Origin of the sequence: Pseudoalteromonas luteoviolacea DSM 6061 (assembly GCF_001625655.1) — a bacterium.
Taxonomy (GTDB): Bacteria; Pseudomonadota; Gammaproteobacteria; order Enterobacterales; family Alteromonadaceae; genus Pseudoalteromonas; species Pseudoalteromonas luteoviolacea.
The window spans coordinates 1-22,104 of the sequence record NZ_AUYB01000112.1 but is presented as its reverse complement, the minus strand read 5'-3'; the positions used below and the strand labels follow the sequence as shown (position 1 = coordinate 22,104).

Annotated in this window: 16 protein-coding genes and 1 tRNA gene; 13 read left to right on the top strand and 4 right to left on the bottom strand. The window is 44.1% G+C overall.

The annotated features are described in order from the left end of the window. Window positions 1–14 precede the first annotated feature (14 nt). The 3 genes from cysN to cysG are packed head-to-tail and all read right to left on the bottom strand — an operon-like array spanning window position 15 to window position 3,787. Window positions 15–1,430: a sulfate adenylyltransferase subunit CysN gene (cysN, locus tag N475_RS15665; RefSeq protein ID WP_063358457.1), complete on the bottom strand. Its 1,416-nt coding sequence runs from the start codon at window positions 1,428–1,430 to the stop codon at window positions 15–17. After that, window positions 1,431–2,330, bottom strand: coding sequence for a sulfate adenylyltransferase subunit CysD (cysD, locus tag N475_RS15660; RefSeq protein ID WP_063358456.1), 900 nt, complete (start codon window positions 2,328–2,330; stop codon window positions 1,431–1,433). 35 nt (window positions 2,331–2,365) lie between these two features. Then, entirely contained in the window at window positions 2,366–3,787 is a 1,422-nt protein-coding gene (cysG, locus tag N475_RS15655) for a siroheme synthase CysG (RefSeq protein ID WP_063358455.1), read from the bottom strand. 399 nt (window positions 3,788–4,186) lie between these two features. Between cysG and deoC the strand changes: the two genes are divergently transcribed. Continuing rightward, window positions 4,187–4,945 carry a deoxyribose-phosphate aldolase gene (gene deoC / locus N475_RS15650; RefSeq protein ID WP_063358454.1) on the top strand — a complete coding sequence of 253 codons (759 nt, stop codon included), beginning with the start codon at window positions 4,187–4,189 and terminating at the stop codon, window positions 4,943–4,945. A gap of 48 nt (window positions 4,946–4,993) precedes the next feature. Here deoC and N475_RS15645 read toward each other — a convergent pair whose 3' ends face one another. Further along, window positions 4,994–5,779 carry a hypothetical protein gene (locus N475_RS15645; RefSeq protein ID WP_063358453.1) on the bottom strand — a complete coding sequence of 262 codons (786 nt, stop codon included), beginning with the start codon at window positions 5,777–5,779 and terminating at the stop codon, window positions 4,994–4,996. 416 nt (window positions 5,780–6,195) lie between these two features. Here N475_RS15645 and N475_RS15640 point away from each other — a divergent pair. The 12 genes from N475_RS15640 (at window position 6,196) to fusA (ending at window position 22,026) form a co-directional block, all read left to right on the top strand. Next, window positions 6,196–6,272 (top strand) — tRNA-Trp (locus N475_RS15640). A gap of 127 nt (window positions 6,273–6,399) precedes the next feature. Further along, on the top strand, window positions 6,400–6,777 hold the full coding sequence (gene secE, locus N475_RS15635; RefSeq protein ID WP_023400589.1) for a preprotein translocase subunit SecE: 378 nt from the start codon (window positions 6,400–6,402) through the stop codon (window positions 6,775–6,777). 4 nt (window positions 6,778–6,781) lie between these two features. Beyond that, window positions 6,782–7,339 carry a transcription termination/antitermination protein NusG gene (gene nusG, locus N475_RS15630; RefSeq protein WP_023400588.1) on the top strand — a complete coding sequence of 186 codons (558 nt, stop codon included), beginning with the start codon at window positions 6,782–6,784 and terminating at the stop codon, window positions 7,337–7,339. Window positions 7,340–7,525: 186 nt separating this feature from the next. After that, entirely contained in the window at window positions 7,526–7,954 is a 429-nt protein-coding gene (gene rplK / locus N475_RS15625; protein WP_010387320.1) for a 50S ribosomal protein L11, read from the top strand. Between the two features lie 6 nt (window positions 7,955–7,960). Continuing rightward, on the top strand, window positions 7,961–8,665 hold the full coding sequence (rplA, locus tag N475_RS15620) for a 50S ribosomal protein L1 (RefSeq protein ID WP_063358452.1): 705 nt from the start codon (window positions 7,961–7,963) through the stop codon (window positions 8,663–8,665). Window positions 8,666–9,000: 335 nt separating this feature from the next. After that, window positions 9,001–9,495: a 50S ribosomal protein L10 gene (gene rplJ, locus N475_RS15615; RefSeq protein ID WP_023400586.1), complete on the top strand. Its 495-nt coding sequence runs from the start codon at window positions 9,001–9,003 to the stop codon at window positions 9,493–9,495. A 72-nt stretch (window positions 9,496–9,567) separates the two neighbouring features. Continuing rightward, the gene (gene rplL / locus N475_RS15610) at window positions 9,568–9,930 is read left to right on the top strand and encodes a 50S ribosomal protein L7/L12 (protein WP_023400585.1); all 363 of its coding nucleotides are present in this window, start codon (window positions 9,568–9,570) and stop codon (window positions 9,928–9,930) included. 263 nt (window positions 9,931–10,193) lie between these two features. Further along, window positions 10,194–14,219, top strand: coding sequence for a DNA-directed RNA polymerase subunit beta (gene rpoB, locus N475_RS15605; protein WP_063358552.1), 4,026 nt, complete (start codon window positions 10,194–10,196; stop codon window positions 14,217–14,219). 104 nt (window positions 14,220–14,323) lie between these two features. After that, window positions 14,324–18,505 (top strand): DNA-directed RNA polymerase subunit beta', encoded by a 4,182-nt coding sequence (rpoC, locus tag N475_RS15600; RefSeq protein WP_063358451.1) that lies wholly within the window; start codon window positions 14,324–14,326, stop codon window positions 18,503–18,505. Window positions 18,506–18,937: 432 nt separating this feature from the next. Beyond that, window positions 18,938–19,312: a 30S ribosomal protein S12 gene (gene rpsL / locus N475_RS15595; protein ID WP_010387308.1), complete on the top strand. Its 375-nt coding sequence runs from the start codon at window positions 18,938–18,940 to the stop codon at window positions 19,310–19,312. Window positions 19,313–19,413: 101 nt separating this feature from the next. Next, window positions 19,414–19,884 carry a 30S ribosomal protein S7 gene (gene rpsG, locus N475_RS15590; protein ID WP_039611450.1) on the top strand — a complete coding sequence of 157 codons (471 nt, stop codon included), beginning with the start codon at window positions 19,414–19,416 and terminating at the stop codon, window positions 19,882–19,884. A gap of 27 nt (window positions 19,885–19,911) precedes the next feature. Continuing rightward, window positions 19,912–22,026: an elongation factor G gene (fusA, locus tag N475_RS15585; RefSeq protein WP_063358450.1), complete on the top strand. Its 2,115-nt coding sequence runs from the start codon at window positions 19,912–19,914 to the stop codon at window positions 22,024–22,026. The last annotated feature ends 78 nt before the right edge of the window (window positions 22,027–22,104 follow it).

The window sequence follows — 22,104 nt, the reverse complement described above, 5'->3', positions numbered from 1 at the left end:
AGGCACAGATGCATTTACTTCAACTTACTGATATCAAGCGCCTGCCAGTGCGGGAAGTGCTTGCGAACCAATGCGTTGAATTCAAGTTCAAAAGCGCTGAACTCACTCGGCTTAGTTTCTTCTTCAGCCAATAGAGCTTCAATCATACCTGCACCAATGGTCAGGTTACTGATACGATCAATCAGAATGAATGAACCTGTTTCGTGGTTATTGCGATAGATATCGGCCACGATGCTTTCAGTCAGCTCAAGCGTGACGATGGCAATTTCGTTGAGTTGCAGCTGATCCGCTTGGCCTTTTTCTAGGGTATTTACATCAATTGTGTGGTCGATTTTACGCACGATTGCTGATGTGTTTTTACTGCCTAGTTTAAAGTTGTAGTTTTTACCTAATACCAAAGGCTCTTCATGCATCCAAACTAATTTGGCTTGGATTAAGTTAGTTACCGCTGCGGTTGAATCAGCAGGCACAATTACATCACCACGGCTTACATCAATTTCGTCCGTCAAAGCAATCGTGAATGCTTGACCTGTTTGAGCTTGCTCAAGGTGACCATCAAAGGTAACAAGCTCTTTGATAGTTGAAGACTTACCTGATGGTAAAACTTTAACCGCTTGTCCCTGACTTAAAGTGCCAGAGGTTAGGGTGCCTTGGAAGCCTCGAAAATCTAGGTTTGGGCGCACCACATATTGAACTGGGAAACGGGCTTCGAAGCTGTGGTTGGCTTCAGCAGCTGGAGAGTCTTCCAGTAATTCAAGCAGCGGTTTATCTGTGTAATAAGGCGTATGCTCAGAGCGAGTTACAACATTGTCACCTTTGAGGGCTGACATCGGAACAAACTTAATATCAGAAACATTCAGCTGCTCGGCAAACTTTAAGTAATCAGCTTTTATTTTTTCGAATACCGCTTCGTCGAAATTAACGATGTCCATTTTGTTGATAGCTACAACAAATTGGTTGATGCCCAATGAATCACAAATAAAGCTATGACGCTTTGTTTGAATTTGTACACCGTAACGCGCATCTACAAGGATAATTGCAAGGTCGCTGGTTGACGCACCCGTAACCATGTTACGCGTATATTGTTCATGCCCAGGTGTATCCGCGATGATGAACTTACGTTTAGCTGTTGAGAAGTAACGATATGCAACGTCGATTGTGATGCCTTGCTCGCGCTCAGCTTGCAGACCGTCAACAAGTAACGCCAGATCTAGTTCTTCACCTGCATTACCGACTTTTTCATTGTCTTTGTGCAGCGCAGCCAATTGATCTTCATAGATTTGGTGGCTGTCGTGCAGTAGGCGACCAATTAAAGTTGATTTACCGTCATCAACACTACCACATGTCATCATGCGCAAGAGGCTTTTATCTTGCTGACGAGAAAGGTAGGCATCGATACCTAATTCTCTTACTTCATTTGCTGTAGACATTTAGAAATACCCCTCGCGTTTTTTCTTTTCCATTGAGCCGGCTGAATCGTGGTCAATTACACGACCTTCGCGCTCTGATGATGTGGATAGCAACATTTCTTCAATGATGCCTGTCAGCGTATTGGCTTCTGATTCAACGGCACCCGTAAGCGGGTAGCAGCCCAGTGTGCGAAAACGCACTGACTTCATTTCTGGCACTTCACCTTCTTTAAGCGGCATGCGTTCATCGTCAACCATGATCAAAGTACCATCACGCTCAACCACAGGACGTTTTTCAGAAAGGTAAAGAGGCACAATCTCAATGTTTTCTTGGTAGATGTATTGCCAGATATCTAATTCTGTCCAGTTTGAAAGCGGGAATACACGAATACTTTCGCCAGGGTTTACTTGGCTGTTATAAGTATTCCAAAGCTCCGGACGCTGATTTTTAGGATCCCAGCGATGGTGCTTATCACGGAAAGAATACACACGCTCTTTTGCTCGTGACTTTTCTTCGTCACGTCGCGCACCACCAAATGCAGCATCAAAACCATATTTGTCTAATGCTTGCTTCAAACCTTGTGTTTTCATGATATCTGTATGTTTTGCAGAACCATGAGAGAATGGACCAACGCCCATGGCTATGCCTTCAGGGTTTTTATGTACAATCAGATCAAAGTTATATTCTTTGGCTAGGCGGTCGCGGAATTCGATCATTTCACGGAATTTCCAGTCCGTGTCTACGTGTAGTAGAGGGAAAGGGATTTTCGCAGGGTAAAATGCCTTACGTGCCAAATGCAGTAACACTGAAGAGTCTTTACCAATCGAGTAAAGCATCACTGGGTTGTCAAACTCTGCAGCGACTTCGCGAATAATCTTTATACTTTCAGCTTCAAGTTGCTGAAGGTGGGTTAAAGCCATTGTTCGTCGTCCTACTGTTAATTAAATTAATACGGTTAAGCTACTTTGGTTATTGGCTGAGCAAAACTACTTACTTGCTCGGTTTGACCAAACCATGCTAGTTGTTCATGCAGTGCCGCAACTTCTCCAATGATCAATAGTGCTGGAGATTTGATTTGGTGTTGTTCAATCTTTGCTGCGAGTTCACTGAGCGTGCCTCTAACCACTCGTTGTGATTTACGAGTGCCATTTTCTACGATTGCAATGGGCGTCTCCGGAGCTCTGCCGTGTTCAAGCAACTTTGCCTGAATATGGGGAGACTTGATAACACCCATATAAATTGCAAGTGTTTGGTTTGATTGCGCTAAGCCGCGCCAATCAAGTTCTTGACCTTCTTTCTTACAGTGGCCAGTTACAAATTGAATCGCTTGTGCATGATCTCGATGTGTCAGCGGAATGCCTGCATAGGCACTACAGCCAGCTGCCGCCGTGATACCTGGTACGATTTGGTACTTCACATCGTGATTCGCCAATATTTGTACTTCCTCACCACCGCGACCATAAATAAACGGGTCTCCGCCTTTTATACGGCAAACTTTTTTACCTTGTTTGGCAAAATCGACCAACATTTGATTGGTATCTTCCTGTTTAACACTATGGTGACCCGCTTTTTTGCCAACGCAAACCAAATCGGCATCACGTCTGACCAACTCCATGATTTCATCAGAAACAAGGTAGTCATACACCACTACATCAGCTTGTTGCATAAGCTGTAGTGCTTTGATAGTGAGTAGCTCTGGATCGCCAGGGCCTGCGCCAACGATGTAAACTTCACCTTCTGGCTGTAGCGTTTTTGAAAGCAGGTCGTGCATTTGCTGCTCAGCGCCAATTTGATCGCCAACTTGTACTTTACTGACAACACTTGAATCGAAAACGCGTTCCCAAAATTGACGACGTTCAGAAAAGCTTTTGAAGCGCGCTTTAACCTGATCTCTAAAGTCACCTGCCAATCGTGCTAATGCACCTGTATGGTGGGGGATCAAGGCTTCTAGTTTCTCGCGGATACGGCGTGCCAAAACAGGCGCGGTACCAGCGCTCGAGATCGCAATTGTAATAGGGTTTCTATCGACAATAGACGGAAAAATAAACCCACACTTAGGTTGGTCGTCTACAACGTTGACAAAAATATTTTGATTATTTGCAGCGTCAAACACTGCTTTATTTACAGCTTCATTATCAGTAGCTGCGATGATAAGCATCATGCCCAGTACATGGTGGGTATCAAAGTATTCTTTGATGAGGCTGAGTTTACCTTCACTTGCTAATGACACCAACTCATCGCAGAATTCTGGTGCCACGACTGTCACGTTTGCACGCGCTTTTAAAAACGCGTGACACTTACGTAACGCCACATCGCCACCACCTACAACAAGAACTGGTTTGTCGTCTAGCTTTGTAAATATCGGTAAGTATTGCACAACATTTGCCCCTAATGCCTAACCTTGATTTAAGCCAACTCATATGACTTAGTTGCATGGCAGAATATATCGCGCCATACAGACAAAAAAATAATATTAACCCAAAATATATAACAAAAAGTTATATACCAACTTTGATTTTGGTTTAAGGCTTATAATTCAAGGGATAGAGCGCAATATGTATCCATATTAGCAACTTATAGCAATTGGTTATGAGATATAATTGAATGTGGTTTGAAGAGGACCAACACATTCTAGAAACCAAACAGTGTATTTAGCGGACAATTGTCCTGTAGGGTGGGCGTTGGATCTATTTTACTGGCAAAGATACAAAACAGGAAAATAGAGAGCGCCACCTGCACATGATTCAGAGTGAGCTGAGGGCGTTAAGGAGATGTAATGAGTTCAACTCGAGTAAAATTGCACAATCAAGCAAAGCGTGTGCTCGAATTAATGGATTTAACATCATTGAATGAACACGATACCGCAGAATGTATTGTGGCGATGTTAGATGATATAGATGCAGCAATTGGTTTACCGGCTGCGGTTTGTGTATACCCGCAGTTTGTGGCGCTATGTAAAGCCCAGCTTAAAAAGCGAGGGTTTAATAGTGTTAAAGTGGCAACCGTAACCAACTTTCCATCAGGCAAAGAGCCTTTAGAAAAAGTGCTTGAACAGACTCGCCAGGCAATTACGGATGGAGCTGATGAAATAGATTTAGTGATGCCTTACAGTCAAGTCATGGCGGGTGACCCAGATACACCTTGGCAATATGTGCGTTCAAGTAAAGACGTATGTGGAGAAAATGCAAAGTTAAAGGTCATCATTGAAAGTGGTGTTCTATCAACCCCAGATTTGATCGCACAAGCGAGTGATATTGCGATTTTGGCGGGGGCTGACTTTATTAAAACCAGCACAGGAAAAGTGCCTGTTAATGCCACACTTGCTGCGACTGAAGTAATGTTGTCACGGATTAAAATCAACCAAAAGCCAGTCGGTTTTAAAGCTGCCGGTGGCGTGAAAACTGTGTCCGAAGCGTTACCCTATTTGGAATCCGCAGCTCAGATAATGGGACCTGATTGGATAAATGCAGATAACTTTCGCTTTGGCGCATCAAGTCTCCTTGCCGATGTAAAGGCAATCTTAGCAACATCATGAGCGTACCGAGGGAGGGAATAGCGAGCGCGACTCCCTCTCCAAACATACTTAGTTAGGTTTACTGAAGTCAAAAAGTTGTTGAGCCGAATGGCCATTATGGTAGTCAAAAGCGACCTGCACCCGCCAAGGCTTCTCACATTCAAAAAGGGGGACCAAATTAATATTGAGCTGATAATCAAGTTCTGAATAAAGCTTATCCTCCGCTTGTTGTTCATTACCTTGTGAAGGCTTAACCCAGCGCTGATATTTGTTTGCAGGGCAAGGTGTATTTTGCTCTGACGCCATGAGAGTGAGCCTGATAGACTGCAAATCCTCATCAGTTTCAGGCTGCCAGATAAGAGTTAACTGGTTGGTGTTTAATGATATCGCTTTAATGTCTTGCTCGGTACTGGGATAAATAAACTCGACAAATTTTGGCAGCGTCAATGTGCCAAATGAAATTGCGGAATCATTTCTAGATAGTTTGATTTCAAAACTCTGTGCAGATGGTAAATCGGCAGGTAATTCAGTAGAGATTGCACAGCAATGTAGAGGGGTAGCACCTAAGTTTGTAGTGGGCTTGTTTGAAAAAGGATAGGCCTCACCACTAGCCGCAACGAGTTTTAAGTTATCATCGCCCGTTAACTTGACCAACTTCCCCTCTTCATCAGAAAGTGTCACCGTGCCATCCAGTGCGGTTGTTATGTGCGGTGTGTGCTGATTGCTTAAAAATTGCGTAAGCAGGAAATTTTGCTCTGATAAGGAGGTTGTCGATAGCGCTTCCACTTTGTCAGAATCTTTACTCCCGCAGCCTAAAAGCAATATGGCACTCAATGCCAGTACATTTCTACACATTATTCCAACTCCTTTGATTGTTATTATTTGTCCCACAGCTTGGTTGCCTCGTTTACAAACAGTATTTTTTCCTTACCGCCTTGAAGTTCCGCATCTTAGACCAATATAGAGACGAAGCAGTAGGATAGTAATGACGACATTTTGCTTGATTGACCTAAATAGCTACTTATTTATTCGTATATTTATACGCAAGTAGTAGTCGTTTGTTGTTGAAGCAAAGTGTATCTTTTTTATTCGTTGATGCAATATTAAACACTTGTTATTGCGAAAATTTTTAGTTCATAATTTTCAAATTAATTGGTGGGATTGGGTGCGTCTATTTCTGTGTAGACAATAAAAGCTGGGAAAATAGTGCGATGTATAACTTTTACACTTGTTTTCAGTTTGTTCGTCAGTATAATGGGCATCCACTTTGCAGGGGCGTAGTTCCAATTGGTAGAACAGCGGTCTCCAAAACCGATGGTTGCGGGTTCGAGTCCTGCCGCCCCTGCCACTCAATACTTTTTAGTCCAAATCTAAAATAATGTGTGTTTTCTTATCGCTTATTTATAAATTTGGATTTAATGGATTAACCCTGTCAGCGACAGGGTTGTTGTGTCTGTATTTAAGGTAAAACAATTATGAGCACTAATGTTGAAAACCCGTCTAGCTCGATGGACACGGTAAAATGGCTAGTTGCAGTTGTACTACTCACTGGCGCAGTAGTTGGTAACTACATGTATGCAGATATGTCTGCCCTGGTACGCGCTGTAGGCGTTGTGGTTGCAGTTGGTGCTGCTTTAGGCATTGCCGCAACAACGGAAAAAGGACGTACTTTTATTGCTTTTGCAAAAGAATCTCGTATCGAGGTTCGTAAAGTTGTCTGGCCTACGCGTCAAGAAGCAACGCATACTACAATTATCGTGATGGCAGCAACAGTAGTGATGGCATTGATCCTTTGGGGATTAGATGGCTTGCTATTCCGTGCTGTTGGCTTTTTAACTGGATTGGAGATCTGATCCCATGTCGGATGAGAACAAAGAAAAGAAATTACGTTGGTACGTAATTCAAGCGTTTTCTGGTTTTGAAAAGCGCGTTGCTCAAACTATTATCGAGCATATTAAAATTGAAGGCTTAGAAGAAGACTTCGGTGAAGTACTAGTACCTACAGAAGAAGTTGTAGAGATGCGCGCTGGTCAGAAGCGCAAGTCTGAGCGTAAATTCTTCCCAGGTTATGTGCTTGTTCAGATGGTGATGAACGATGCAACTTGGCACTTGGTGAATAGCACGCCACGTGTGATGGGCTTTGTTGGCGGTACATCTGATCGTCCTGCACCAATTAGCCAGCGTGAAGCTGATCGTATCCTTAACCGTCTTCAAGAGAATGCTGAAGCACCTAAGCCTGCAACGCTATTCGAGCCTGGTGAAGTGGTTCGTGTTATCGATGGGCCGTTTGCAGACTTTAATGGTGTTGTTGAAGAAGTGGATTACGAAAAGAGCCGCTTGAAAGTATCTGTACTTATCTTCGGTCGTTCAACGCCAGTTGATCTTGAGTTCGGACAAGTCGAGCAAGATACTTAATTTGCAGTATTTTTGTACTATTGCAAAAAAGAATTGAAAAAGGCCGCTGATTAAACTATAATCAGCGGCCTTTTTGTTGGTAGTGAAATACTGCCGCGAAAAGAAAGAATTTTTTAATCGGGAAGCCGTTTGAGTACGCGTCCTCGCGCGCACAAGGCTAAGACCCATCTAACGAGGTTATTTAACATGGCTAAAAAAGTTGAAGCTCTAATCAAGCTACAAGTTGCTGCTGGTATGGCTAACCCTAGTCCTCCAGTAGGTCCTGCACTAGGTCAACACGGTGTAAACATCATGGAATTCTGTAAAGCGTTCAACGCACGTACAGAGTCTATCGAAAAAGGTGCACCGGTTCCTGTAATCATTTCTGTTTACAACGACCGTTCATTCACTTTCGACATGAAAACTCCGCCAGCTTCTTACCTTCTTAAGAAAGCTGCTGGTATCAAGTCTGGTTCTGGCCGTCCTAACACTGAAAAAGTTGGTACTGTAACACGTGCTCAACTAGAAGAGATTGTTGAGACTAAACGTCCAGATCTTACTGCTGCTGATATGGACGCAGCTGTACGCACGATCGCAGGTTCTGCACGTGCAATGGGCTTGAACGTAGAGGGGTAATTGAGAATGGCTAAATTAACTAAACGTATGCGTACTATCCGCGAAAAAGTGGAAGTAACTAAAGAGTACGAAATCAACGAAGCTGTTGCTCTTCTTAAAGAACTAGCTACTGCTAAGTTTGTTGAAAGTGTAGACGTTGCTGTAAACCTTGGCATCGATGCTCGTAAATCAGACCAAAACGTACGTGGTGCAACTGTACTACCTCACGGTACTGGTCGTGAAGTTCGCGTTGCAGTGTTCACTCAAGGTGCTAACGCTGATGCTGCTAAAGAAGCGGGTGCTGACTTAGTAGGTATGGAAGAGCTTGCTGAGCAAGTTAAGAAAGGCGAAATGAACTTTGACGTTGTTGTTGCTTCTCCAGATGCAATGCGCGTTGTTGGTCAGCTAGGTCAAATCCTAGGTCCACGTGGTCTTATGCCTAACCCTAAAACTGGTACTGTAACACCTAACGTTGCAGAAGCAGTTAAAAACGCTAAAGCTGGTCAGGTTCGTTACCGTAACGACAAGAACGGTATCATCCACACTACAATCGGTAAGGTTGACTTTGACGCTAACCAGCTTCAAGAAAACCTTGAAGCACTTATCGTTGCTCTTAAGAAGGCTAAGCCTTCTCAAGCGAAAGGTACTTACTTGAAGAAAGTAAGCATCTCAACGACTATGGGCGCGGGTGTTGCTGTAGACCAAGCTACTCTAAACACGCAAGTAGCGTAATTTAGATATTAGCGTTTACATGGCGTAAAAATTAGACTATAATTTTGCGCCATTTCGTTGAGAAGTCACTTCCAACGAAGCAAAGAATTCGGGTTGAAGCGCATAATTTCGAACTGTTGTTTATCAAATTTGGTCTACAATAAAATCGATAAATTGCGTTTCCGTCCAAGACCGTAGGTGTAACTTTGTTACTTAATCTTCCTACGTAGACGGTGTGAATCCCAGCTAGATTTTCCTAATCTTCTGGTTCTCGCCGTAAAAAGCAGCTCAAGGTCATTTGGCTTTGAGTAAAGTAGAACTAGGGACATGTTCCCTATCAACCAGGAGTAACACCCATGGCTTTAAATCTTCAAGACAAAAAAGCAATTGTTGCTGAAGTCAACGAAGCTGCCAAAGGTGCTCTATCTGCAGTAGTTGCAGATTCTCGTGGTGTAACAGTAGATGCGATCACTGCGCTTCGTAAAGAAGCTCGTGAAGCTGGCGTATGGATGAAAGTTGTCCGTAACACGCTTGCTAAACGCGCTGTTGAAGGTACTGATTATGAGTGCCTTAACGAATCGCTAGTAGGCCCAAGCCTAATCGCTTTCTCTTCAGAGCACCCAGGTGCTGCTGCTCGTATCTTTGCTGATTTCGCAAAGAAAAACGAGTTGTTCGAACTGAAAGCGGCTGCATTTGAAGGCAATGTTGTTGACGTAGATATGCTTGCTAAGCTACCTACATACGACGAAGCTGTTGCACGCTTAATGAGCGCTATGAAAGAAGCGTCAGCTGGTAAATTGGTTAAAACAATTGAAGCTGTACGTGTTCAGAAAGCTGAAGAAGCTGCTTAATCGCACCTTTTACACTTTCATCAATAAATTTTTTTGAACCTCATGGGTTCGTGATTAATTAGGAAACTTAAAATGTCTGTAACTAAAGACCAAATCCTTGACGCGATTGCTGAAATGTCAGTAATGGAAGTTGTTGAACTAGTTGAAGCAATGGAAGAAAAATTCGGCGTAACTGCAGCTGCTGCTGTTGTTGCTGCTGGTCCTGCTGAAGCTGCTGAAGAGAAGACTGAGTTCGACGTAATCCTAGCTGGCGCTGGCGGTAACAAAGTTGCTGCTATCAAAGCTGTACGTGGTGCAACTGGTCTTGGCCTTAAAGAAGCAAAAGCTCTTGTTGAGTCTGCTCCTGCGCCAATCAAAGAAGCTGTTTCTAAAGAAGAAGCTGAAGCACTTAAGAAAGATCTTGAAGAAGCTGGTGCTGAAGTTGAGATCAAGTAATCTAGCATACGCTAGGTTCGCTGCCTGAGAAATCAGGCAAGGGCTGGTGATTTTTTAATCACCGGCCCTTTTGCGCTCTAGAGCGAAAGTATTACTATTGCGCAATAAAAACCTAAATTCTTTATGTTTTTCAATCGCTTAATTCTTTTGGGAACAATCGAATTTAGGAAGACAATTTAGATGTTGTTATCATGGCTTAGATGCCAATGAATGCTGTTCTGCATGAACAGGTTGGGTCAAAGATCAGCAAGCTGAGGAACCCCATGGCTTACTCTTATTCTGAAAAGAAACGTATCCGTAAGGATTTTGGTAAACGTCCACAAGTTTTGGATATACCTTTCCTTTTGCAAACGCAGTTGGAATCGTTCAAAAAATTCATTACTCCGGACGCGGATGGCGATACTGGATTGGAAGCTGCATTCCGTTCTGTATTCCCAATCAAAAGCTACTCGGGCAATTCTGAACTTCAATACGTGAGTTACCGTATCGGAGAACCAGTATTCGATGTAAAAGAATGTCAAATTCGCGGTGTGACTTATTCTGCTCCACTTCGCGTTAAATTACGTCTTGTGCTAATGGACAAAGAAGCGCCAGGCACAGTAAAAGACATTAAAGAGCAAGAAGTTTACATGGGCGAGATCCCGCTCATGACAGACACAGGTACTTTCGTTATTAACGGTACCGAGCGTGTTATCGTTTCTCAGCTACACCGTTCACCTGGTGTATTCTTTGATAACGACCGCGGTAAATCTCACTCTTCGGGTAAAGTGCTTTATAACGCACGAGTTATCCCTTACCGTGGTTCATGGTTAGACTTTGAATTCGATGTTAAAGATAACCTATTCGTTCGTATTGACCGTCGTCGTAAGCTACCAGCTTCAATCATTTTACGTGCGCTTGAATATACAACGGAAGAGATTCTTGAGTTGTTCTTCGAGACAACATCGTTTGAAGTATCAAACGGTAAAGTGATGATGGAACTAGTACCTTCTCGCCTGCGTGGTGAGACAGCTGTATTTGATTTAAAAGATGCAGAGGGTGAAGTACTAGTTGAACAGGGCCGTCGTATCACAGCTCGCCACATTAAAAACATCGAGAAGAAAGGTCTCACACAACTTGAAGTACCGCATGAGTACATTATTGGTCGTGTTATCGCTAAAAACTACATTGATGAGTCAACAGGTGAGATCATCGCTGAAGCGAACGCTGAATTGTCGCTTGAGTTGATGGCTGAGCTTGTTAAGGCTGGTCATACTAAAATTGATACCCTATATATCAATGATGTAGATAGCGGTGCGTACATGTCTGAGACTGTTCGTATTGATTCATCTTCAAATCGCCTAGAAGCATTGGTAGAAATCTACCGTATGATGCGCCCTGGTGAGCCACCAACGAAAGAAGCTGCAGAAGCTTTATTCGACAACCTATTCTTCTCTGATGAGCGTTATGACCTGTCAACTGTTGGTCGTATGAAGTTCAATAGCCGTGTTGGTTATGACTCAGATACAGGCCCAGGCACGCTGAGCAAAGAAGACATCGTTTCTGTTATGAAAGTACTAATCGACATTCGTAACGGTAAAGGTGAAGTGGACGATATTGACCACTTAGGTAACCGCCGTATTCGTTCTGTTGGCGAAATGGCTGAAAACCAATTCCGTGTTGGTCTAGTGCGTGTTGAGCGTGCAGTTCGTGAGCGTTTGAGCCTAGGTGACCTAGACAATGTAATGCCACAGGACTTGATCAATGCTAAGCCGATTTCAGCAGCTGTTAAAGAATTCTTTGGTTCTTCTCAGTTGTCACAGTTCATGGACCAAAACAACCCGCTTTCAGAAGTAACGCACAAGCGTCGTATTTCTGCATTAGGTCCGGGTGGTTTGACACGTGAACGTGCAGGCTTCGAAGTACGTGACGTACACGTAACTCACTACGGTCGTGTTTGTCCTATCGAAACGCCTGAAGGTCCAAACATCGGTCTAATCAACTCATTGTCTACGTATGCACGCACAAACGACTATGGTTTCTTAGAAACACCATATCGTAAAGTTGTTGACGGCATCGTTACAGACGAAGTTGATTACCTATCTGCAATTGAAGAAGGTCAGTTTGTAATCGCACAGGCGAATACGAACTTAACTGAAGAAAATCAATTTGCAGAAGAGCTAATTCCATGTCGTTATAAAGGTGAATCAACCTTTATGCCAAGCGACAGCATCCAATATATGGATGTATCGCCTCAGCAGGTTATCTCTGTTGCAGCGGCACTTATCCCATTCCTAGAGCACGATGATGCGAACCGTGCATTAATGGGATCGAACATGCAACGTCAAGCAGTACCAACACTACGTGCTGATAAGCCGTTAGTAGGTACAGGTATCGAGCGTACACTTGCGAAAGATTCAGGTGTAACAATCGTTGCTAAGCGTGGCGGTGTTGTTAAGTACGCTGATGCGAGCCGTATCGTTGTTAACGTTAATGAAGATGAGCGCGTTCCAGGTGAAGCGGGTATCGACATCTACAACTTAACTAAGTACACGCGTTCGAACCAAAACACTTGTATTAACCAAAAGCCAACTTGTATGGTTGGTGAGCCTGTAGTACGCGGTGACGTACTTGCTGATGGTCCTTCAACAGACCTTGGTGACTTGGCACTTGGTCAGAACTTACGTGTTGCGTTCATGCCTTGGAATGGTTACAACTTCGAGGATTCAATCCTACTTTCTGAGCGAGTTGTACAAGAAGATCGTCTAACTACGATCCACATCCAAGAGCTTCAGTGTATTGCTCGTGATACTAAGCTTGGTCCAGAAGAGATCACTGCTGATATCCCTAATGTAGGTGAGTCTGCACTTGGTAAACTAGATGAATCAGGTGTTGTTTACATCGGTGCTGAAGTTAAAGGCGGTGACATCCTAGTAGGTAAAGTTACGCCTAAAGGTGAAACGCAACTTACTCCTGAAGAAAAGCTACTACGCGCTATCTTCGGTGAGAAAGCATCTGACGTTAAAGACAGCTCTTTACGCGTACCTAACTCTGTATCTGGTACAGTTATTGATGTTCAAGTATTTACACGTGATGGTGTTGAAAAAGACAAGCGTGCATTAGAAGTTGAAGAAATGCAGCTTCGTGAAGCGAAAAAAGACTTCAACGAAGAGTTCAAGATCCTTGAAGGTGGCATTTTAACTCGTGCGCGTAAACTACTTGTTGAATCTGGTCAAAATGAAGATGCAATTGCACTTCTAAACGCTGAAAAGCTGTTGACTCAGAGCTTAGCTGATGAAGCGCAACAAGCAGAACTTGAGCAGCTAGCTGCACAGTATGACGAGCTTAAAGCTGAGTACGATAAAAAGTTCGAAAACAAACGTCGTAAGATCACGCAAGGTGACGATTTAGCACCAGGTGTTCTTAAGATTGTTAAAGTTTACCTAGCTGTTAAACGCCGTATTCAACCAGGTGATAAGATGGCTGGTCGTCACGGTAACAAAGGTGTTATCTCGACAATCGTGCCAGTTGAAGATATGCCTTACGACGAAAGAGGTCGTACGGTAGATATCGTTCTTAACCCACTAGGTGTACCATCACGTATGAACATCGGTCAGATCTTAGAAACACACATGGGTCTGGCTGCACGTGGTATCGGTGAGCGCATCGAAGATATGATGAAAGAACAAGCGGAACTTCATGAGTTACGTGATTTCATCAAGAAAGCATATGAGCTTGGTGACTGTCGTCAAGAAGTTGATATCGCAAGCTTCTCTGATGACGAAGTTCGTCGTTTGGCAAACAACCTTAAAGGTGGTCTACCAATCGCGACGCCTGCATTCGATGGTGCTAAAGAAAGCGAAATCAAAGAGCTACTAGAGCTTGGTGGTTATCCGTCAAGTGGTCAGGTAACCCTTTATGATGGTCGTACTGGTGATGCGTTTGAGCGTAAAGTAACTGTTGGTTACATGTACATGCTGAAACTAAACCACTTAGTAGACGACAAGATGCACGCGCGTTCAACTGGTTCTTACAGCCTTGTTACTCAGCAGCCGCTGGGTGGTAAAGCACAGTTCGGTGGACAGCGTTTCGGTGAGATGGAGGTATGGGCATTAGAAGCATACGGTGCTGCCTATACACTACAAGAAATGTTGACAGTTAAGTCGGATGACGTAAACGGTCGTACCAAGATGTATAAGAACATCGTAGACGGTAACCATAAGATGGAACCGGGTATGCCAGAGTCATTCAACGTATTGTTGAAAGAAATCCGCTCGCTAGGTATTAACATCGAGTTGGAAGAAAGTTAATCCGACCGGCAGCTCTGTGGAGCTGCCAACCCGGACTGTAACTGTAAAGAATGAAGGGGTAAGCAAGGCTTGCCCTCAAGATTAACTCCGACAGGAGAGCTAAGGTGAAAGACTTACTTAAGTTTCTGAAGCAACAAAATAAGACCGAAGAATTCGATGCAATTCGCATTGGTCTTTCTTCACCAGACATGGTTCGCTCATGGTCATATGGTGAAGTAAAGAAACCTGAGACAATCAACTACCGTACTTTCAAGCCTGAGCGTGACGGCTTATTCTGTGCCCGTATTTTCGGCCCAGTAAAAGATTACGAATGTTTGTGTGGTAAATACAAGCGATTAAAGCACCGTGGTGTTATTTGTGAGAAGTGTGGCGTTGAAGTTACACTAACTAAAGTGCGTCGTGACCGTATGGGTCACATTGAGCTAGCAAGCCCAGTTGCACACATTTGGTTCCTTAAATCACTACCATCTCGTATCGGCTTGATGCTGGATATGACACTTCGTGACATCGAGCGCGTACTGTACTTCGAATCTTTCGTAGTAACAGAGCCTGGTATGACAACGCTAGAGCGTGGTCAGCTATTAGGTGAAGAAGAGTACCTTGATGCACTTGAAGAGCACGGTGATGAGTTCGAAGCTAAGATGGGTGCAGAAGCTGTACTTGATCTACTTCGCGAACTAGACCTTGGTCAGTTAATTGCAGAAATGCGTGAAGAGTTACCGACAATTAACTCTGAGACTAAGCGTAAGAAAATTACTAAGCGTCTTAAGCTTATGGAATCATTCCACCAATCAGGTAACAATCCTGAGTGGATGATCATGAGCGTGCTACCGGTACTTCCACCAGATCTACGTCCTCTAGTACCACTAGATGGCGGTCGTTTTGCGACTTCAGATCTGAACGACTTATATCGTCGTGTTATCAACCGTAACAACCGTCTGAAGCGTCTATTAGACCTAGCTGCACCAGACATCATCGTACGCAACGAAAAGCGTATGTTACAAGAAGCGGTAGATGCATTACTAGATAACGGTCGTCGTGGTCGTGCGATTACAGGTTCTAACAAGCGTCCACTTAAGTCGCTTGCTGACATGATCAAAGGTAAGCAAGGTCGTTTCCGTCAAAACCTTCTAGGTAAGCGTGTTGACTACTCAGGCCGTTCTGTAATCACAGTTGGTCCAACACTTAAACTTCACCAGTGTGGTCTTCCGAAGAAGATGGCACTAGAGCTATTCAAGCCATTCATCTACGGTAAGCTAGAGCGCCGTGGTATGGCGACGACCATCAAAGCTGCGAAAAAGATGGTAGAGCGTGAAGTACCAGAGGTTTGGGACGTACTTGATGAAGTGATCCGTGAACACCCAGTTCTATTGAACCGTGCACCAACACTTCACAGACTTGGTATCCAAGCATTCGAACCGGTTCTAATCGAAGGTAAAGCAATCCACCTACACCCATTGGTGTGTGCGGCATATAACGCTGACTTCGATGGTGACCAAATGGCGGTACACGTACCGTTGACATTAGAAGCACAGCTAGAAGCACGTGCACTAATGATGTCTACAAACAACATCCTTTCACCTGCAAGTGGTGAGCCGATCATCGTTCCTTCACAGGACGTTGTATTAGGTCTTTACTACATGACGCGTGACCGCATCAATGCAAAAGGTGAAGGTATTGCGTTTAAAGACCCGAAAGAAGCGGAAAAAGCATACCGTACAGGTACTGCAGAGCTTCATGCACGCGTAAAAGTTCGTTTAACAGAAACGATTGTTGATGAAGAGACAGGCGAGCGTTCGGAGAAAACTCATATTGTTGATACAACAGTAGGTCGTGCGATCCTTTCATTGATCATGCCAAAAGGTCTACCGTTTGAGCTTATCAACAGAGCACTTGGTAAGAAGCAAATCTCTGGTCTTCTTAATGAGTGTTACCGTCGCCTAGGTCTAAAAGACACTGTCGTGTTTGCTGACCAAGTGATGTATACAGGTTTCCACTACGCGATGAAGTCAGGTGTATCTATCGGTATTAACGATATGGTTATTCCACCTACGAAGACTGAAATCATCGAGCGCGCTGAAGCTGAGGTTGCTGAAATCAACCAACAGTTCCAGTCTGGTCTTGTAACTGCGGGTGAGAAGTACAACAAAGTTATCGATATCTGGTCACGTGTTAACGAAAACCTTTCACGTGAAATGATGGCGAACTTATCAAAAGACACTGTAGTGAATGCACAGGGTGAAGAAGAGCAACAAGACTCTTTCAACTCAGTATTCATGATGGCCGACTCGGGCGCACGTGGTAGTGCAGCTCAGATTCGTCAGCTAGCGGGTATGCGTGGTCTAATGGCACGTCCAGATGGTTCAATCATCGAGACGCCAATCACAGCTAACTTCCGTGAAGGTCTAAACGTACTTCAGTACTTCATCTCGACGCACGGTGCACGTAAAGGTCTTGCCGATACCGCACTTAAGACAGCGAACTCGGGTTACCTAACTCGTCGTCTAGTAGACGTTGCACAAGATTTGGTTATCAACGAATCAGATTGTGGCACGTTAGAAGGTCTAGTAATGAAGCCGCTTATCGAAGGTGGTGACGTTGTAGAACCACTTCGCGAGCGTGTTCTAGGTCGTGTTGTTGCAGAAGACGTATGTAAGCCAGGTACTGACATCGTACTTGTTGAGCGTAACGTAATGCTTGACGAAAAACTGTGTGACCTTTTAGAAGAGCACTCAGTAGATGAAGTTAAAGTACGTTCTGTAATCACTTGTGAGAATGACTTTGGTGTTTGTGCATTCTGTTACGGTCGTGACCTTGCACGTGGCCATATCATCAACCCAGGTGAGGCAGTCGGTGTAATCGCTGCTCAGTCAATCGGTGAGCCAGGTACACAGCTTACGATGCGTACGTTCCACATCGGTGGTGCGGCATCAAGAGCATCTGCTGAGAACAGCGTACAAGTTAAAAACAACGGTAGCATGAAGTTACACAATGCAAAATATGTATTGAATACTGATGGCAAGATCGTTGTAACTTCACGTTCGACTGAAATCACGGTTATTGATGAGCAAGGTCGTGAGAAAGAGCGTTATAAAGTACCTTACGGTGCGGTTCTTTCTGTACAAGATGGCGCTGAAGTTAAAGGTAACGACATTGTTGCTACGTGGGACCCGCATAGCCACCCAATCGTTATCGAGCACCAGTCAAAAGTATCGTTCAGCGATATCGATGACTCAAACACAGAAGCACAGACAGATGAGCTTACTGGTCTAACGCGTGTTGTTGTTAAAGACTTAGCAAAGGTGAATGCAAAAGAGCCTAAGCTAATCATTGAAAACGAAGAGCGTGGCCTACAAGAAATTCGTCTACCTTCTTTCACCACGATTGAAATCACAGATGGCGCAACGGTTCAGCCGGGTGACGTATTAGCACGTATCCCGCAAGAAGGTTCGAAGACTCGTGATATCACCGGTGGTCTACCTCGAGTTGCTGACTTATTCGAAGCGCGTAAGCCGAAAGATCCTGCAATCCTTGCAGAGATCACAGGTACTGTGAGCTTCGGTAAAGAGACGAAAGGGAAGAAGCGTCTAGTAATCACGCCTGATCAAGGTGATGCTTACGAAGAGATGATTCCTAAGTGGCGTCAGCTTAACGTGTTCGAAGGTGAGCAGGTTGCTAAAGGTGAAGTTATTGCTGATGGTCCTGAGTCTCCACATGACATCCTACGTCTACGTGGCGTGACTGATGTATCTAACTACATCACGAACGAAGTTCAGGAAGTATACCGTCTACAGGGTGTAAAGATTAACGATAAGCACATTGAAACGATTGTACGTCAAATGCTGCGTAAGTGTATCATCCTTGACGGCGGTGACACTGAGTTCCTAGCAGGCGAGCAAGCTGAAGTTGCACGCGTTAACATTGCTAACCGTGAACTTGAGAAGCAAGGTAAGATCCCAGCGAAGTTTGAAATTCAGTTAATGGGTATTACTAAAGCGTCACTAGCGACTGAATCGTTTATCTCTGCAGCATCGTTCCAGGAGACAACACGTGTCTTAACAGAAGCTGCTGTAAATGGTAAGAGCGATGAGCTACGTGGTCTGAAAGAAAACGTAATCGTTGGTCGCTTAATCCCAGCGGGTACTGGTTTCGCGTATCACCAAGATCGTATCAACCGTCGCAAAGAAAGCGAACTACCGGTTGAAGAGCAGACAGTAAGTGCAGAAGAAGCGTCTCAAGCGCTGACAGATGCATTGAATGCTGATTTGCTTGGTGGTAATAAATAAGCCACGCTTAGTACTGATTTCAGTATAATTACAAAAAGCCGTCCCTAGGACGGCTTTTTTGATCTTTGCTTTACTCAATTAATGCAATTGGTGGTTAAGGAAGGAAGTAACAAAGTATTGCTATTAGTCTGTATAATGGCAGCCCTAATAAGATAGGTTGCGCGGTGTATTGACTATGACTTCTTAACCTTGTTTAACTTAGTCCAGATTCATTTTGTGATTGCTCTTTGCATTTGTACCTACCTCAGCACTTTATGCACTTAAAACAACAAAATTAGCGAAAAATACCGCCGTGAAATGGATTTTTATTGACAGGTTAATCTTTGCTCATTAAAATTCGGCCACCCATTTACTCGTTCTATCAAAATGGCACGAATAATTGGGTCGATTTTATTTTTTCAGTAGTAATTTTAACTAATCAGGAGCTATTTAATGGCAACTATTAACCAGCTAGTACGTAAGCCACGTCGCAGCAAGGTTACAAAGAGCAACTCTGCTGCTCTTAAAGCTTGTCCACAAAAGCGTGGTGTATGTACTCGTGTATATACAACTACACCAAAGAAACCAAACTCTGCATTACGTAAAGTAGCGCGTGTTCGTCTTACGAACGGTTTCGAAGTAACTTCTTACATTGGCGGTGAAGGCCACAACCTTCAAGAGCACAGTGTAATCCTTATCCGTGGTGGTCGTGTTAAAGACTTACCAGGTGTGCGTTTCCACACTGTACGTGGTGCGCTTGACTGTGCGGGTGTTAACGATCGTAAACAAGGTCGTTCTAAGTACGGTGCAAAACGTCCTAAGGGCTAATGGTTCTCCGTTAGTAAGGCCAAGCACTTAAGTTTTAATATTGAATAATTTGTTTTGGGGATTCGTTGAAGAAACGAACCTGAAGATATCGGAGAGATAAAATGCCTAGAAGACGCGTAATAGGTCAACGTAAAATTCTTCCAGATCCGAAGTTCGGATCAGAACTTCTTGCTAAATTCGTTAACGTAGTAATGTTAGACGGCAAGAAATCTACTGCTGAAAAAATCGTATACGGTGCGCTAGACGTGGCTGCTGAAAAATCAGGCAAGTCGCACCTAGAAATCTTTGAAGCTGCACTTGAAAATGTACGCCCTGCGGTTGAGGTTAAGTCTCGCCGTGTTGGTGGTTCTACATACCAAGTACCAGTTGAAGTACGTCCAGTTCGTCGCAACGCATTAGGTATGCGTTGGTTAGTAGACTCTGCACGTAAGCGCGGCGAGAAATCAATGGGTCTTCGTCTTGCACAAGAGATCCTTGACGCTGCGGATAACAAAGGCACTGCGGTTAAGAAACGTGAAGACGTTCACCGTATGGCTGAAGCGAACAAAGCATTCGCTCACTACCGTTGGTAATCTGCCCAAGACCTTTAAGAGGATATTATGGCACGTACTACTCCAATTGAGCGCTACCGTAACATCGGTATCTGTGCTCACGTAGATGCAGGTAAAACCACCACGACAGAACGTGTACTTTACTACACGGGCTTATCTCACAAAATTGGTGAGGTACATGATGGTGCTGCAACTATGGACTGGATGGAGCAGGAGCAGGAGCGTGGTATTACCATCACTTCTGCTGCGACAACGTGTTTCTGGAAAGGTATGGATGCTCAGTTCCCTGAGCATCGTATCAATATCATTGATACTCCAGGACACGTAGACTTTACTATCGAAGTAGAACGCTCTTTGCGTGTACTTGATGGTGCAGTCGTTGTTCTTTGTGCTTCATCAGGCGTACAACCACAAACAGAAACTGTTTGGCGTCAAGCCAATAAATACGAAGTTCCTCGTATGATCTTCGTTAACAAGATGGACCGTACTGGTGCGGACTTCTTGGCAGTTGTGGATCAGGTGAAAGAACGCCTTGGTGCGACACCTGTGCCTATTCAGCTACCTATTGGTGCTGAAGATGAATTTAAAGGTGTTATCGATCTCATCAAAATGAAAGCTATAAACTGGAACGAAGATGACCAGGGTATGACTTTCACATACGAAGAGATCCCGGCAGACCTTCAGGATTTAGCTGAAGAGTGGCACTCTCACTTAGTTGAAAGTGCAGCGGAAGCAACTGAAGAGCTAATGGACAAATATTTAGAAGAAGGTGAGTTGAGCGAAGAGGAGATTAAATCTGCTATTCGTCAACTGACATTGAGCAACGAAATTGTGCCAATGTCTTGTGGTAGTGCATTCAAAAACAAAGGTGTTCAAGCGGTGCTTGATGCTGTTATTGAATTCATGCCTTCACCAACAGAGGTTAAAGAGATTCAGGGTATCCTTGAGGATGATTCTGAAGCTACTCGTCCAGCTAGTGACGACGCGCCGTTTTCGGCGTTGGCGTTTAAGATTGCGACAGACCCGTTTGTTGGTACATTGACTTTCTTCCGAGTTTATTCTGGTACAGTTGGTCAAGGTGACTCTGTTTATAACCCTGTAAAGGGTAAAAAAGAGCGTTTTGGTCGTATTGTTCAGATGCACTCAAATTCGCGCGAAGAAATTAAAGAAGTTCGCGCTGGTGATATTGCTGCTGCGATTGGACTTAAAGATGTTACCACTGGTGACACGCTTTGTTCTCAAGATTCAGTGATCACGTTAGAGCGTATGGAATTCCCAGAGCCTGTGATCTCAGTAGCGGTAGAACCGAAAACAGTCGCTGATCAGGAAAAAATGGGCATTGCGCTAGGTAAACTGGCTGCAGAAGATCCATCTTTCCGTGTTGAAACTGACGAAGAGTCAGGCCAAACGATCATCTCAGGTATGGGTGAACTTCACCTGGATATCATTGTTGACCGTATGAAACGTGAATTCAACGTTGTATGTAACGTTGGTAAGCCGCAAGTAGCATACAGAGAAACCATCCGTGGTTCTGTAGAAGCTGAAGGTAAGTTCGTACGTCAATCTGGTGGTCGTGGTCAATATGGTCACGTATGGCTGAAATTGGAACCAATGGACTTTTCTGATGAAGACGCACCAACTTACGAATTCGTTAATGAAATCGTAGGTGGTACGGTTCCTAAAGAATACATTCCAGCGGTTGATAAAGGTATTCAAGAGCAAATGAAACAAGGTGTGCTTGCGGGCTATCCTCTGTTAGGTGTGAAAGCGACGTTATTTGACGGTTCTTTCCACGATGTTGACTCAAACGAAATGGCCTTTAAGATCGCCGGTTCAATGGGCTTCAGAAATGGTGCTTTAGAAGCGCAACCAGTGCTTTTAGAACCTGTTATGAAAGTTGAAGTCACTACCCCTGAAGAAAACATGGGTGACGTAGTAGGCGACTTAAACCGTCGTCGAGGCATGATCGAAGGCATGGAAGACGCTTTTGGTGGTCTTAAGCTTGTTAATGCACAAGTGCCACTGTCTGAAATGTTCGGTTATGCAACCGATTTACGTTCTGCAACGCAAGGCCGTGCTTCGTACTCAATGGAATTCTCCAAGTACGCAGAAGCGGCGAAAAACGTTGCTGACGCAATAATTGCAGCTCGCGCTGTTAAGTAATTTTAGTTCGGTCCGGTCTTAGGACTGGACTTTAATTTCTTTATAGGAAATTTTAAAATGGCAAAAGAAAAGTTTGAA